The sequence below is a fragment of the Burkholderia sp. EMB26 genome, assembly GCF_024730645.1.
GTDB lineage: Bacteria > Pseudomonadota > Gammaproteobacteria > Burkholderiales > Burkholderiaceae > Burkholderia > Burkholderia cenocepacia.
Genome location: NZ_CP078070.1, coordinates 3,490,439 through 3,504,786 on the forward strand (window position 1 = coordinate 3,490,439; position 14,348 = coordinate 3,504,786).

13 protein-coding genes and 1 tRNA gene are annotated in these 14,348 nt (G+C 67.6%); 5 read left to right on the plus strand and 9 right to left on the minus strand.

From position 1 onward, the window contains the following. Positions 1-20: 20 nt before the first annotated feature. From gatB to gatC, 3 genes are all read right to left on the minus strand, one after another. On the minus strand, positions 21-1,496 hold the full coding sequence (gatB, locus tag KU887_RS16465) for an Asp-tRNA(Asn)/Glu-tRNA(Gln) amidotransferase subunit GatB (protein WP_006482505.1): 1,476 nt from the start codon (positions 1,494-1,496) through the stop codon (positions 21-23). A 4-nt stretch (positions 1,497-1,500) separates the two neighbouring features. Further along, on the minus strand, positions 1,501-2,991 hold the full coding sequence (gene gatA / locus KU887_RS16470) for an Asp-tRNA(Asn)/Glu-tRNA(Gln) amidotransferase subunit GatA (RefSeq protein ID WP_058901905.1): 1,491 nt from the start codon (positions 2,989-2,991) through the stop codon (positions 1,501-1,503). A 69-nt stretch (positions 2,992-3,060) separates the two neighbouring features. Beyond that, positions 3,061-3,360, minus strand: coding sequence for an Asp-tRNA(Asn)/Glu-tRNA(Gln) amidotransferase subunit GatC (gene gatC, locus KU887_RS16475; RefSeq protein ID WP_006477478.1), 300 nt, complete (start codon positions 3,358-3,360; stop codon positions 3,061-3,063). A gap of 367 nt (positions 3,361-3,727) precedes the next feature. Between gatC and KU887_RS16480 the strand changes: the two genes are divergently transcribed. The 5 genes from KU887_RS16480 (at position 3,728) to rodA (ending at position 10,015) form a co-directional block, all read left to right on the plus strand. Further along, positions 3,728-4,771 carry a rod shape-determining protein gene (locus tag KU887_RS16480; protein ID WP_004189550.1) on the plus strand — a complete coding sequence of 348 codons (1,044 nt, stop codon included), beginning with the start codon at positions 3,728-3,730 and terminating at the stop codon, positions 4,769-4,771. Between the two features lie 138 nt (positions 4,772-4,909). Further along, complete coding sequence (gene mreC, locus KU887_RS16485) at positions 4,910-5,974, plus strand: rod shape-determining protein MreC (RefSeq protein ID WP_060267856.1); 1,065 nt, start codon at positions 4,910-4,912, stop codon at positions 5,972-5,974. Beyond that, positions 5,971-6,483 carry a rod shape-determining protein MreD gene (gene mreD / locus KU887_RS16490; RefSeq protein ID WP_006482567.1) on the plus strand — a complete coding sequence of 171 codons (513 nt, stop codon included), beginning with the start codon at positions 5,971-5,973 and terminating at the stop codon, positions 6,481-6,483. The genes mreC and mreD overlap by 4 nt, the downstream gene beginning before the upstream one ends. A 101-nt stretch (positions 6,484-6,584) precedes the next feature. Next, positions 6,585-8,855: a penicillin-binding protein 2 gene (gene mrdA, locus KU887_RS16495; protein WP_059720854.1), complete on the plus strand. Its 2,271-nt coding sequence runs from the start codon at positions 6,585-6,587 to the stop codon at positions 8,853-8,855. A gap of 11 nt (positions 8,856-8,866) precedes the next feature. Beyond that, positions 8,867-10,015 carry a rod shape-determining protein RodA gene (rodA, locus tag KU887_RS16500; protein WP_006482564.1) on the plus strand — a complete coding sequence of 383 codons (1,149 nt, stop codon included), beginning with the start codon at positions 8,867-8,869 and terminating at the stop codon, positions 10,013-10,015. Positions 10,016-10,093: 78 nt separating this feature from the next. Here the strand turns inward: rodA and KU887_RS16505 are convergent, their stop codons facing one another. The 6 genes from KU887_RS16505 to KU887_RS16530 all read right to left on the minus strand — a co-directional run bounded on the left by KU887_RS16505 (position 10,094) and on the right by KU887_RS16530 (position 14,295). Next, a complete protein-coding gene (locus tag KU887_RS16505; RefSeq protein WP_212158372.1) occupies positions 10,094-10,846 on the minus strand; it encodes a tetratricopeptide repeat protein in 753 nt (250 codons plus the stop codon). Continuing rightward, the gene (locus KU887_RS16510; RefSeq protein WP_006495381.1) at positions 10,843-11,628 is read right to left on the minus strand and encodes an HpcH/HpaI aldolase/citrate lyase family protein; all 786 of its coding nucleotides are present in this window, start codon (positions 11,626-11,628) and stop codon (positions 10,843-10,845) included. Before KU887_RS16510 ends, KU887_RS16505 begins: the two co-directional genes overlap by 4 nt. Positions 11,629-11,954: 326 nt before the next feature. Further along, positions 11,955-12,407 carry a 6-carboxytetrahydropterin synthase QueD gene (queD, locus tag KU887_RS16515; protein WP_006482561.1) on the minus strand — a complete coding sequence of 151 codons (453 nt, stop codon included), beginning with the start codon at positions 12,405-12,407 and terminating at the stop codon, positions 11,955-11,957. An 18-nt stretch (positions 12,408-12,425) separates the two neighbouring features. Then, positions 12,426-13,058: a 7-carboxy-7-deazaguanine synthase gene (queE, locus tag KU887_RS16520; RefSeq protein ID WP_006495383.1), complete on the minus strand. Its 633-nt coding sequence runs from the start codon at positions 13,056-13,058 to the stop codon at positions 12,426-12,428. A gap of 75 nt (positions 13,059-13,133) precedes the next feature. Continuing rightward, positions 13,134-13,868 (minus strand): 7-cyano-7-deazaguanine synthase QueC, encoded by a 735-nt coding sequence (gene queC, locus KU887_RS16525; RefSeq protein ID WP_006495384.1) that lies wholly within the window; start codon positions 13,866-13,868, stop codon positions 13,134-13,136. Positions 13,869-14,219: 351 nt separating this feature from the next. Next, positions 14,220-14,295: transfer RNA gene (locus tag KU887_RS16530), tRNA-Phe, on the minus strand. Positions 14,296-14,348: the final 53 nt, after the last annotated feature.

Below are 14,348 nucleotides of genomic sequence, written 5' to 3' on the forward strand. Positions count from 1 at the left end.
GTTCAGGCGCGCGCGCATGCTCAGCCGAGCTTCTTCTTCAGCAGCTCGTTGACCTGCTGCGGATTGGCCTTGCCCTTGGTCGCCTTCATCGCCTGGCCGATCAGCGCGTTGAACGCCTTTTCCTTGCCCGCGCGGAATTCCTCGACCGACTTCGCGTTCGCCGCGAGCACTTCGTCGATGATCGCTTCCAGCGCGCCGGTGTCGGAGATCTGCTTCAGGCCCTTCGCGTCGATGATGCGGTCGGCCGCACCTTCGTCGGTCGCCTTCTCGTCCCAGATCGTCGCGAAGATTTCCTTCGCGATCTTGTTCGAGATCGTGCCGTCGGCGATGCGCTGCAGCAGCAGCGCGAGCTGCGCGGCCGAGACGGGAATCGCGTCGATCTCGATGCCGTCGCGGTTCAGTTGCGACGACACGTCGCCCATCAGCCAGTTCGCGGCGATCTTCGCATTCGCCGCGCCGGCCTTCGCGACCACCGCCTCGAAGTACGCGGCCATCGCCTTGCTCGACGTCAGCACGCCCGCGTCGTACGCGGACACGCCGTACTCGTCGACGAAGCGCTGCTGCATCGCGGCCGGCAGTTCCGGCATGCCGGACTGCACGCGCTCGATCCAGTCCTGGCCGATCACGAGCGGCATCAGGTCGGGATCGGGGAAGTAGCGGTAATCGTGCGCGTCTTCCTTGCTGCGCATCGAACGCGTCTCGCGCTTGTCCGGATCGTAGAGGCGCGTTTCCTGCACGACTTCGCCGCCGTCCTCGATCAGCTCGATCTGCCGACGCACTTCGTAGTTGATTGCTTCCTCGAGGAACCGGAACGAGTTCAGGTTCTTGATTTCCGCGCGCGTGCCGAACTTCTCCTGGCCGACCGGGCGCACCGACACGTTCGCGTCGCAGCGGAACGAGCCTTCCTGCATGTTGCCGTCGCAGATGCCGAGCCACACGACGAGCCCGTGCAGTGCCTTCGCGTACGCGACGGCCTCGGCCGCGCTGCGCATTTCCGGCTCGGTGACGATCTCGAGCAGCGGCGTGCCCGCGCGGTTCAGGTCGATCCCCGTCATCCCGGCGAAGTCTTCATGCAGCGACTTGCCCGCATCTTCCTCGAGGTGCGCGCGGGTCAGGTTGACCGTTTTCTCGTACGCAGCCTTGCCGGCCTTTTCGTTGGCCGGCACCTGGATCGTGATCTGGCCGCCCTGCACGACCGGAATCTCGTACTGGCTGATCTGATAGCCCTTCGGCAGATCGGGGTAGAAATAATTCTTGCGCGCGAAGATGCTGCGCGGCGCGATGGTCGAGCCGATCGCGAGGCCGAAGCGGATCGCCCGCTCGACCGCGCCGCGGTTCAGCACCGGCAGCACGCCCGGCAGCGCCAGGTCGACCGGGCACGCCTGCGTGTTCGGCTCGGCGCCGAACTGCGTCGATGCGCCCGAGAAAATCTTCGAGACGGTCGACAGTTGCGCGTGCGTCTCGAGACCGATAACGACTTCCCACTGAGTAGCCATGTGCTTACACCCCTGCCGGAACTTGCTTGTGCCAGTCGGTCGCGCGCTGGAACGCGTCGGCGACCTGCAGCATCCGGGCTTCGTTGAAATAGTTGCCGATGATCTGCAGGCCGACCGGGCGCTGCGCGTTCGCGCCCGCGCCGAAGCCGCACGGCACGCTCATGCCGGGCAGACCGGCGAGGCTCACCGACAACGTGTAGATATCCGCGAGATACATCTGCACCGGATCGTCGCCCTTCGCGCCGAGATCCCATGCGACCGTCGGCGACGCCGGGCCCATGATCACGTCGCAGGACTTGAACGCTTCCTGGAAATCGTTCGCGATGATGCGGCGGATCTTCTGCGCCTGCAGGTAGTACGCGTCGTAGTAGCCGTGCGACAGCACATACGTGCCGACCAGGATCCGGCGCTTCACTTCAGGCCCGAAGCCTTCGGCGCGCGACTTCTTGTACATGTCGAGCAGGTCGCCGTACTGCGCGGCGCGGTGGCCGAAGCGCACGCCGTCGAAGCGCGACAGGTTCGACGACGCTTCCGCCGGCGCGATCACGTAGTACACGGGGATCGACAGCTCCGTCTTCGGCAGCGACACCGGCACGAGCGTCGCGCCGAGCGCTTCGTATTGCTTGAGCGCCGCGTCGATCGTCGCGCGCACGTCGTCGGCAAGGCCGGCGCCGAAATACTCGTTCGGCAAGCCGATGCGCAGGCCGGCGAGCGGCTTGCCCGCGTCGTTGCCGGCCGCCCACGGCTGCCCGAGGTGGCGCGTGAAGTCTTCGTCGTCGCGCTCGAGGCTCGTCGAGTCACGCTCGTCGAAGCCGGCCATCGCGTTCAGCAGCAGCGCGCAGTCGGACGCGCTCTGCGCCATCGGGCCGCCCTGGTCGAGCGACGACGCGAACGCGATCATCCCGTAGCGCGACACGCGGCCGTAGGTCGGCTTGATGCCCGTCACGCCCGCGAACGACGCGGGCTGGCGGATCGAGCCGCCGGTGTCGGTGCCGGTCGCGGCCGGCGCGAGGCGCGCGGCGACGGCGGCCGAGCTGCCGCCCGAGCTGCCGCCCGGCACCGCGTTCGTGTCCCACGGGTTCTTCACCGCGCCGAACGCGGAATTCTCGTTCGACGAGCCCATCGCGAACTCGTCCATGTTGGTCTTGCCGAGCGTGACCATGCCGGCCGCCTGCAGGCGGGCGACGACGGTCGCGTCGAACGGGCTCTCGTAATTCGCGAGCATCTTCGAGCCGGCGGTCGAGCGCCAGCCGCGCGTGACGAACACGTCCTTGTGCGCGATCGGCAGGCCGGTCAGCGCGCCGCCCGCGCCGCGCGCGAGTTCGGCGTCGGCGGCTTTCGCCTGCGCGAGGGTGAGGTCGGCGTCGACTTGAACGAACGCGTTCAGGTCGCGCGCGGCGTCGATCCGTTTCAGGTAGTGCTGCGCGAGCTCGACGGCCGAGCATTCCTTGGCGGCGAGCGCGGCGCGCAGTTCGGTCAGGCTTTTTGCGTGCATTGAGTGGTTTTCCTGGGAATTCTGGGTCGCGCGCGGCGCTGGACGGCCGGCGCGCTTGTCATCGAATGCTTACTCGATCACCTTCGGCACGAGATAGAGGCCGTCCTGGACGGCCGGCGCCGGACGCTGGTTGTCGTCGCGATTGACGACTTCCGTCACGGCGTCGTCGCGCAGGCGCTGCGCGACTTCCTGGATCTGTTCGATCGGGTGGGCGAGCGGCGCGATGCCGGCGGTATCGACCGCCTGCATCTGCTCGACGAGGCCGAAGAATTCATTGAGCTGGCCGAGCATGTGCTCGGCGTCGGCGTCGGCCATTTCGAGTCGCGCCAGGTGCGCGATGCGTTTCACATCGGTCAGGGTCAGGGCCATGCGATCACCGGAAAAACAAGGCTGCGCAGTGCATCGAAAGCAGCACTGCGGCGGGGGGTTGGAGGGTGCGATCCCACCCTCAAAAATCGGGGCCGAAGCGGCAAAAATACCGCCCGTTTCGATTCAAATACCGTGAAATTATAAGGTATCATTACGCGTTCGACCCAAACCCGGCAGCCTTTTCCCGCACCGTTTCGCCCCACTTCGGCAAGCCGTGCGTGCTTCGTGCGATCCCCGGTAGACATCACTCGCAGCTTCGTGCGCCGCGGCGGCCGCTTCCGCCACGCTTCCCGAGGCTGTTATTTTTTCCGCTGCCGCCCTCAGCGCTCGCTATGCAGGGCCGGCCCAGAGCGAAACAGGATTCTGAATGTTCGGTTTTTTGCGCAGCTACTTCTCCAACGATCTCGCGATCGACCTCGGCACCGCAAACACCCTGATCTACATGCGCGGCAAGGGCATCGTGCTCGATGAGCCGTCCGTCGTGTCGATCCGCCAGGAAGGCGGCCCCAACGGCAAGAAGACGATCCAGGCGGTCGGCAAGGAAGCCAAGCAGATGCTCGGCAAGGTGCCGGGCAACATCGAGGCGATCCGCCCGATGAAGGACGGCGTGATCGCCGACTTCACCGTCACCGAGCAGATGATCAAGCAGTTCATCAAGACGGCCCACGAGTCGCGCATGTTCTCGCCGTCGCCGCGCATCATCATCTGCGTGCCGTGCGGCTCGACCCAGGTCGAGCGCCGCGCGATCAAGGAAGCCGCGCACGGCGCCGGCGCGTCGCAGGTCTACCTGATCGAGGAGCCGATGGCGGCGGCGATCGGCGCGGGCCTGCCGGTCTCGGAAGCCACCGGCTCGATGGTCGTCGACATCGGCGGCGGCACGACCGAAGTCGGCGTGATCTCGCTCGGCGGCATCGTCTACAAAGGCTCGGTGCGCGTCGGCGGCGACAAGTTCGACGAGGCGATCGTCAACTACATCCGCCGCAACTACGGGATGCTGATCGGCGAGCAGACCGCCGAGGCGATCAAGAAGGAAATCGGCTCCGCGTTCCCGGGCTCCGAAGTCAAGGAAATGGAAGTGAAGGGCCGCAACCTGTCGGAAGGCATCCCGCGCAGCTTCACGATCTCCAGCAACGAAATCCTCGAAGCGCTGACCGATCCGCTGAACCAGATCGTGTCGTCGGTGAAGATCGCGCTCGAACAGACGCCGCCGGAACTCGGCGCCGACATCGCCGAACGCGGGATGATGCTGACGGGCGGCGGCGCGCTGCTGCGCGACCTCGATCGCCTGCTCGCGGAAGAAACCGGCCTGCCGGTGCTCGTCGCGGAAGATCCGCTGACCTGCGTCGTGCGCGGTTCGGGCATGGCGCTCGAGCGCATGGACAAGCTGGGCAGCATCTTCTCGTACGAGTGATCGCCCAGTGATCGCCTAGGCAGTCCCGTTTGATATGACGCACCCGCGGCGTGGCCGGATCGCTCGTTCAGAACGAACCGCCGCGCCGTTTGCGCGTCTGAGCATTATTTAACCGATCACACGCGCCCGGCGCCGACCATGGAATACAGTCCGCCGCCCCTCTTCAAGCAAGGTCCGCCCGCGCTCGCGCGGCTCATCTTCTTCGTCGCCCTCGCCATCGCGCTCCTCGTGTCGGACGCGCGCTTCAGCACGCTCGAAATCGTGCGCGGCGTGCTCGGCACGGTGCTCTACCCGCTGCAACGCGCGGCGCTCGTGCCGCGCGACCTGTTCATGGGCGCGGCCGACCTCGCCGTCACCGGCGCGGCGCTGCGCCACGAGAACGACGATCTGCGCAAACGCAACCTGCAACTGTCCACGCAGGCCAACCAGGCCGCCGTGCTCACGCAGGAAAACGCGCATCTGCGCGCGGTGCTCGAACTGCGCCAGCACATCGCGACGCAATCGACGCCGGTCGAGATCCAGTACGACACGAGCGATCCGTTCACGCAGAAGATCGTGGTCGGGCAAGGCTCGCAGCAAGGCATCCAGGACGGCTCGCCCGTCGTCAGCGAGGACGGCGTGATCGGGCAGGTCACGCGCGTGTTCCCGCTGCAATCCGAAATCACGCTGGTCACCGACCGCGATCTCGCGATTCCCGTGCAGGTGCTGCGCACCGGCCTGCGCAGCGTGATCTACGGCACGCCGAAGGGCGATTCGCTCGACCTGCGCTTCGTGCCGACGAGCGCGGATCTCGTCGCCGGCGACGAACTCGTCACGAGCGGCCTCGACGGCGTCTATCCGCCCGGCCTGCCGGTCGCGAAGGTCGTGCGCGTCGACAAGCTCGCCGATACCGCGTTCGCCCGCGTGACCTGCGCGCCGGTCGCGGCCGTGCGCGGCGCGCGCCAGATGCTCGTGCTGCATTACCGGAACGACATCCCGCCGCGCCCGGCCGAGCCCGATCCCGCGGCCGAGAAGAGCGCGAAGGGCAAGAAGGGCAAGGCCGCCGCGAAGGCCGAGAAAGCCGACAAGGCCGACGCGAACGCGAAGCCGGCCGCCGCGGCCCCGCCCGCCGGTGCGAACCCGGCGCCGGCCCCTGCCGCGCCGGCCAAGCCCGCCGTCGCGCCCGCGAAGCCCGCTGCCGGGCAATCAGGAGCCCAGCGATGAACCGCCCGCAATACATCCTGCAGCCGGTCAATCCGTACTTCATCGTCTTCAGCCTCGCCGCCGCGTTCCTGCTGAACCTGATGCCGTGGGGCCGCCTGCCCGGCGTGCCCGACTTCGTCGCGCTCGTGCTGCTGTTCTGGAACATCCACCAGCCGCGCAAGGTCGGGATGGGCGTCGCGTTCGCGCTCGGCATCCTGATGGACGTGCACGACGCGGGGCTGCTCGGCGAGCACGCGCTCGCCTATACGCTGCTGTCGTACGGCGCGATCACGATCCACCGCCGCGTGCTGTGGATGCCGATCGGCGTGCAGGTGCTGTACGTCACGCCGCTGCTCGTCGTCGCGCAGCTCGTGCCGTTCGTGATCCGCCTGCTGATGGGCGCCGCGTTCCCCGGCTGGCGCTACCTCGTCGACGGTTTCGTCGAAGCCGCGCTGTGGCCGATCGCGAGCCACCTGCTGCTGATGCCGCAACGCCGCCCGGTCGACCCGGACGATACGCGCCCGATCTGAGCCGGACCGACCTTGAATACCCGCCGCCCCCACGCCCGCCGCGCGCCGCGCTCCGGGGCGGCACCTCGCCCGCGTCCGCGCGCGGGCCAGATTGCCCTTAAATGACCGAATTCAACGACACCCAACAGCAGCTCTCGAAGTTCCGCCTGCGCGTCGCGGCGGCGGGCGTGTTCGTGTTCGTCTGCTTCGGGCTGCTCGCGAGCCGCTTCTTCTATCTGCAGCTGATGCAGCACGGCAAATACGCGCTGCAGGCCGAGGAAAACCGCATCTCGGTCGCGCCGATCGTGCCGAACCGCGGGATCATCACCGACCGCAACGGCGTGATCCTCGCGAAGAACTACTCGGCGTACACGCTCGAGATCACGCCGTCGAAGCTCGACGACACGCTCGACAACACGATCGACAAGCTGTCCGAGATCATCCCGATCGACGCGCGCGACCGCCGCCGCTTCAAGAAGCTGCAGGAAGACTCGAAGAACTTCGAGAGCCTGCCGATCCGCACGCGGCTCACCGATGCCGAAGTCGCGCGCTTCACCGCGCAGCGTTTCCGCTTCCCCGGCGTCGACGTGCGCGCGCGGCTGTTCCGCCAGTACCCGCTCGGCATGACGGCCGCGCACGTGATCGGCTATATCGGCCGGATCTCGAAGCGCGACCAGGATCGCATCGACGCGATGAGCGACGACAACGACAGCGACCAGGAGCACTACGACCCGCGCCGCGACGCGAACAACTACAAGGGCACCGACTACATCGGCAAGATCGGCGTCGAGCAGAGCTACGAGACCGAGCTGCACGGGCTGACGGGCTTCGAGGAAGTCGAGGTGACGGCCGGCGGCCGGCCGGTGCGCACGCTGTCGCGCACGCAGGCGACGCCCGGCAACAACCTCGTGCTGTCGCTCGACATCGGGCTGCAGCAGGTCGCCGAGCAGGCGTTCGCCGGCAAGCGCGGTGCGCTCGTCGCGATCGAGCCGAAGACGGGCGACGTGCTCGCGTTCGTGTCGTCGCCGAGCTTCGACCCGAACTCGTTCGTCGACGGCATCGACCAGCAGACCTGGGACGAGCTGAACAACTCGCCCGACAAGCCGCTCCTGAATCGCCCGCTGCACGGCACCTACCCGCCGGGCTCCACCTACAAGCCGTTCATGGCGCTCGCGGGCCTGACGCTCGGCAAGCGCACGCCGGGCTGGGGCTTCCAGGACCCGGGCTACTTCACGTTCGGCGGCCACACGTTCCGCAACGACGTGCGCTCGGGCCAGGGCTGGGTCGACATGAACAAGGCGATCATGGTGTCGAACGACACCTACTTCTATATGCTCGCGCGCGACCTCGGCGTGAACGCGATCGCGAACTTCATGAAGCCGTTCGGCTTCGGCCAGATCACCGGGATCGACATCCAGGGCGAGGCGCGCGGGATCCTGCCGTCGACCGACTGGAAGAAGAAGGCGTTCAAGAAGGCCGCGCAGCAGAAGTGGTTCGACGGCGAGACGATCAGCCTCGGAATCGGCCAGGGCTACAACTCGTTCACGATCCTGCAGCTCGCGCACGCAACCGCGACGCTCGCGAACAACGGCGTCGTGATGAAGCCTCACCTCGTGAAGGAAGTCGAGGATCCGATCTCTCGCGCGCGCCACCTGACCGTGCCGAAGGAAAGCGAGGTGATCCCGCTCAAGCAGGCCGACATCGACGTCGTGAAGCGCGGGATGGAGAACGTGATCGAGAACCCGTCCGGCACCGCGTACAAGGTGTTCCGCGGCGCGCCGTACCTCGCCGCCGGCAAGACTGGTACCGCCCAGGTGTTCTCGCTGCAGGGCTCGAACTACAAGGGCCACCTGCTCGCCGAACACCTGCGCGACCACGCGCTGTTCATCGCATATGCGCCGGTCGACCATCCGCAGATCGCCGTCGCGCTGGTCGTCGAAAACGGCGGCTGGGGCGCCCAGGCCGCCGGCCCGATCGCGCGTCGCGTGCTCGACTACTACCTGGTCGAGCGCCAGAACCCGAAGAACGAAGCCGCGGCCGTGGCCGCCGCGGCGTCGGCCACTGAGCCGGTGAGCGCGCCGGTGGTCGGCGACACATCCAAACCGGCCACGATCGCGGCCGGCTTCACCGCACTGCCGCAGCCGGTCGTGCCGTCGGCGGCCAGCGCGGCCGAAGCGGCATCCGCCGCATCGGGGGCCTCGGGCGCCAGCGCCACGGCGCCGGCCGACACGAGCGCCGCGGCGCCGATGGCCGCGAGCCTGCCGCCGATCCGGCGCCCGCACCGGCCGCGCCGGCCCGCCAGCGACGCGCAGCCGGTCGTCGCCACGCCGCGGGACGACAACCATCGTGCGACGGCCCCCGCGAAAGCGGCGGACGCCGGCACCGCTCATTAACGGAGAAAGGCATGCAATTCGACAAGCGCGCCTGGCTCGACAAGATCAAGCAGATGTTCGCGGGCTTCGACCGTCCGCTCGCCCTCATCGTGTTCCTGCTGCTGTGCGTCGGCATCGTCACGCTGTACAGCGCGTCGATCGACGTGCCGGGCCGCGTCGAGGACCAGTTGCGCAACATCCTGCTGACGTTCGTGCTGATGTGGGTGATCGCCAACATCCCGCCGACCACGCTGATGCGCTTCGCGGTCCCGCTCTACACGTTCGGGGTCACGCTGCTGATTGCCGTCGCGCTGTTCGGGATGACCAAGAAGGGCGCGAAGCGCTGGCTGAACGTCGGCGTCGTGATCCAGCCGTCCGAAATCCTCAAGATCGCGACGCCGCTGATGCTCGCGTGGTACTACCAGCGCCGCGAAGGCGGGCTGCGCTGGTACGACTTCATCGCCGCGTTCGGGATCCTGCTGGTGCCGGTCGGGCTGATCGCGAAGCAGCCGGACCTCGGCACGGGCCTGCTCGTGTTCGCGGCCGGCTTCTTCGTGATCTACCTCGCCGGCCTGTCGTTCAAGCTGATCGTGCCGGTGCTCGTCGCGGGCGTGATCGCGGTCGGCTCGATCGCGGTGTTCGAGGAACGCATCTGCCAGCCTGAAGTGCAGTGGCCGCTGATGCACGACTACCAGAAACACCGGGTGTGTACGCTGCTCGACCCGACGTCCGACCCGCTCGGCAAGGGCTTCCACACGATCCAGGCCGTGATCGCGATCGGCTCGGGCGGCGTGCTCGGCAAGGGCTACCTGAAAGGCACGCAGGCGCACCTCGAATTCATTCCGGAAAAGCACACCGACTTCATCTTCGCGGTGTTCTCGGAGGAATGGGGGCTCGCCGGCGGGCTCGTGCTGCTGACGCTGTACATGGCGCTGATCGCGCGCGGGCTCTACATCGCCGCGCAGGGCGCGACGCTGTTCGGCCGGCTGCTCGCGGGCTCGCTCACGCTCGCGTTCTTCGTCTACGCGTTCGTCAATATCGGGATGGTGAGCGGCGTGTTGCCGGTCGTCGGCGTGCCGCTGCCGTTCATGAGTTACGGCGGCACCGCGCTCACGACGCTCGGCATCGCGATCGGGATGATCATGAGCGTCGGGCGGCAGCGGCGGTTGATGAAGAGTTGACCGCGCGGCCTGCGCTGCGGCACACGACAACGGCGCCTGCGGGCGCCGTTTTGCATCGGGCGGACCGAATGCAGCCGCTTACTGCGGCGGCGCGTGCGGTTTGCCCGGCTCCGCGCCGGTCCCCGATGCCGGCCCCGGCGCCTTCAGCCGCGCGCTCAGCTCCTTGAATTTCATCCCGGCCGTCTCGTCGCCCTGCGCGGCCGCCGCCGCGTAGTACGCGCGTGCGATGTTCAGGTTCTGCGCGACGCCGTCGCCGCCGCGCTCGTAGAACGACGCGGTCACGTACTGCGCGGTCGGCTCGCCCGCGTCGGCGGCCTGCTTGTACCACACGAACGCCTGCCGGTTGTCGCGCGGCGTGCCGCGCCCGTCGAGGAACTGGTTCGCGAGCGACAGCTCGGCCTGCACGTGCCCCTGCTTCGCGGCCCGCAGGAACCAGCGATGCGCTTCCGCCGGATTGCGCGCGACGAACTCGCCATCGTCGAACATCCGGCCGTACACGTACTGCGCATGCGACATGTTCGCTTCCGCCGCGCGCTTGAGCCAGCGCAGCCCTTCGTCGACGTTCGCGGTCACGCCTTCGCCCGTCAGCAGCATCATCGCGTAGTTGAACTGCGCGAGGCGATCGCCGCGCTCGGCCGCATCGTGGAATTGCACCAGCGCCGCGCGATAGTCGCCGGCGTTGTAGTCGGCGACCGCCGATTGCGTCTCGCGCGACGGGTCGGGCTTCGCTTGCGGCGCGCCCTGCGCGACGGCCGCCGCCCACACGACCCACAGGCCGACCATCGCCCCGATCCGCGCGCGCCCGCGGCACGCACCGTCTGCGCCGTTCATGACCGTACCTCCTGCAACGCCTGCCGCGTCGCGCGCAACAGCCAGCTCACGTCGGCCGACACCGTGATCATCCGGTAGCCGGCCTCGCGATACTGGCGCGCGGCCGCCGTGTCGCCCGCGAAGATGCCGACCGCGACGCCCGCCTGCTTGCCCGCCGCGAGCACGCGCGCCATCGCGGTTTCGACGTCCGGGTGGCGGATATCGCCGAGATGCCCGAGGCTCGCCGCGAGATCGGCCGGGCCGACGAACAGGCAATCGACACCGGGCGTCGCCGCGATCCGCTCGACTTCGTCGACGCCGCGCGCCGATTCGACCTGCACGATCACCGCGACTTGCGCATTCGCCGTCTGCAGGTAGTCGCGGCGCATGCCGAACGCCGCCGCGCGCACCATGCCCGCGACGCCGCGCAGCCCGTCCGGCGATTCGGGCGACGGGAAGCGCGTGAGCCGCACCGCGTGCGCGGCGTCGTCGGGCGTCTCGATACACGGAAACATCAGCGTGCGGGCGCCGGCGTCGAGCGCACGCTTCACGAGCCACGGCTCGCGCGCCGGCACGCGCACGACCGGCTCGCTCGGCAGGTGCGCCGCGGCGATCGCGCGCAGTTGCGACGCCACGTCGCGACTGTCGTTCGGCGCATGCTCCATGTCGATGCAGAGCCAGTCGTAACCGGCATGCGCGAGCGCTTCCGCGGCCGAGTCGCTGCCGAGCGACAGCCACAGGCCGTACAGCGGCTCGTCGCCGTCGCGCAGGCGTTGTTTGAGGGAATTGGTGAGCGTGCTCATCGATACGGCCTCCGGAACGGAACGGCAATCGAACGGGACAAGCAACTGGCGAAGCGGAAAGCGGAATGCATACCGCCGGGCAACCGAAGCACGGTGGCGGCGGCAGATCGCACGCCAGAGAACGTGAGTCGGCCCGGGACGACCGATCTGACAAAGCGGGCCGCGCAATGGCTCACGCGCGCGTTTTTCCGTGCCGCACGACGATCATAGCGCGGCCGGATGCTCGATGCGGGAACCGACGGGGAAAGCCGTACCGGCGCGGGACGCGGCGGCTGGCGGCGACGGCCAGCCCGCGCCGAACGGCGGGGCTGCCGGGAAAGACAGGATCAGCGGCCGGGCTGGCGCTCGACGTCGGCCCAGCAGTTCGGCGTTTCGTACAGACGCACGCGCTCGAGGCGCAGATTCACGCCGTAGTGTGCGTCGTACACGTTCGCGAGCAGGTCGAACGCGATCGCCGCGAGGTTCTCGACAGTCGGGATCCGGTCGATCACGACCGTCTTGTGGTCGGCCATCTGCTCGAGGAACGAACGCACGACCTCGTCGCGCGCATAGACCAGGAACGCGTGATCCCACTTGCTGACGAGGTGCTCCATCGCGAGCGCCTTCACGTCGGCGAAATCCATCACCATGCCGCGGTCGGGCGCCCCCTCGGTATCGACGAGATCGCCGCGCAGCGTGATTTCGAGCACGTAGCGATGGCCGTGCAGGTTCCTGCACTGGCTGCGGTGATCGGGGATGCGGTGGCCCGCGTCGAATTCGAGTTTTCGGGTAATCAGCACGATGTCAAAAGCCGTGGCTCAGGGAATGTTCAGATATTTGTGGGTCTGCATCGACAGCCGCCACTGCGGATGACGCTTGCACCAGTCGATCGCGAGCTTCGTATTGAGGTCGCGCGACGGGCCGTCCATCGGCTGGACCAGGAAATACTCGAAGTCGAGCTTCGCGTAGTCGGCCAGCCGCTGGTTGTCCTGCGGCACGACGACCTTCAGTTCGTTGCCCTTCGTGACGACGAGCGGCGCATCCGCCTTCGGGCTCACGCAGATCCAGTCGATCGATTCGAGCACCGGCAGCGAACCGTTGGTTTCGATCGCGATCTCGAAGCCGGCCGCATGCAGCGCGTCGACGAGCGGCTGGTCGAGCTGCAGCATCGGCTCGCCACCCGTGCAGACGACGAAGCGGTGCGCTTCGCCCGCCGGCCACAGGCCGGCGATCGTCGCGACGAGCGCGGCGGCGTCCTTGAACTTGCCGCCGTTCTCGCCGTCGGTGCCGACGAAGTCCGTATCGCAGAAGCGGCACACGGCCTCCGCACGATCCTCTTCGCGGCCCGACCACAGATTGCAGCCGGCGAACCGGCAGAACACGGCCGGCCGGCCCGCATTCGCGCCCTCGCCCTGCAACGTGTAGAAAATTTCCTTGACCGCGTAAGTCATCGTCCTTCGTCCGGCTCGCGCCGCTCGTTGTCGATCAGAATCCGTTGTCCATCAAGCGCCGCCGGCGCAGCCGCGTCACAGCGGCGCTTCGGTCACCCGCTCGCCCTTCAGGTAGGCCTCGTAGCCGCGCTTGCGCAGCTTGCAGGCCGGGCATTCGCCACAGCCGAAGCCCCAGTCGTGCAGTTCCGCGCGCTCGCCCACGTAGCAGGTGTGCGTCTCGACGCGGATCAGTTCGACGAGCGCGTCGCCGCCGAGCTGTTCGGCGAGCTGCCAGGTCTGCGCCTTGTCGAGCCACATCAGCGGCGTCTCGAGCACCATGCGCGTATCCATCCCGAGATTCAGCGCGACCTGCAGCGCCTTCATCGTGTCGTCGCGGCAATCGGGATAGCCCGAGAAATCGGTCTCGCACATCCCGCCGACCAGCACGCGCAGCCCCCGGCGATAGGCGATCGCCGCGGCGATCGTCATGAACATCAGGTTGCGGCCCGGCACGAACGTGTTCGGCAGGCCGTTGGCCGTCGTCTCGATCTCGATCGTGCGCGTCATCGCGGTATCGCTGATCGCGCCGAGCACCGACAGGTCGATCATGTGATCGTCGCCGAGCCGGTCCGACCACGCGGGAAACTTGCGCTTCAGCGCTTCGCGCACGCCTTCGCGGCACTCGAGTTCGACGCGATGACGCTGGCCGTAATCGAAGCCGAGCGTCTCGACCGTCTGGTAGCGTTCGAGGGCCCATGCCACGCACGTGGCGGAATCCTGCCCGCCGGAAAACAACACGAGCGCGCCGTCTTTAGCGTCTGTCCGAATCACCGTGATACTCCGTGAATGTGTAGGCTCGCGTCGCACTGCGCCCCGAGGCCGGCTGCCGCCGGGCGGCCCGACGCGGCCGGCCTATGCCGGCTCGACCAGTATAGGCAGCGCGCTCGGCCGCGAATGCGGCGGCGCGCTTATACCGCTCATCGCACGGCATCGTTGCCGCGCGCCACGGCAGGCGCACCGCGAGCAGCCTGCCATGCGCATGAAGCGATGCGCTAAGTCATTGAGCGGGCACGGATTTTATCATGCCCCGGCGAATGCTGCCGGGCCCGCGGCCCACGACACGCGATACCCACCACAAACGAAAAACCCCAAGAACCTTCCGATTCTTGGGGTTTTAAATACTGGTGGCCTGGGACGGAATCGAACCATCGACACGCGGATTTTCAATCCGCTGCTCTACCAACTGAGCTACCGGGCCAACGAAGAATGAAAGTATATCGAGCTATTCGCCCCCGAGCAAGTGCTTTCGCA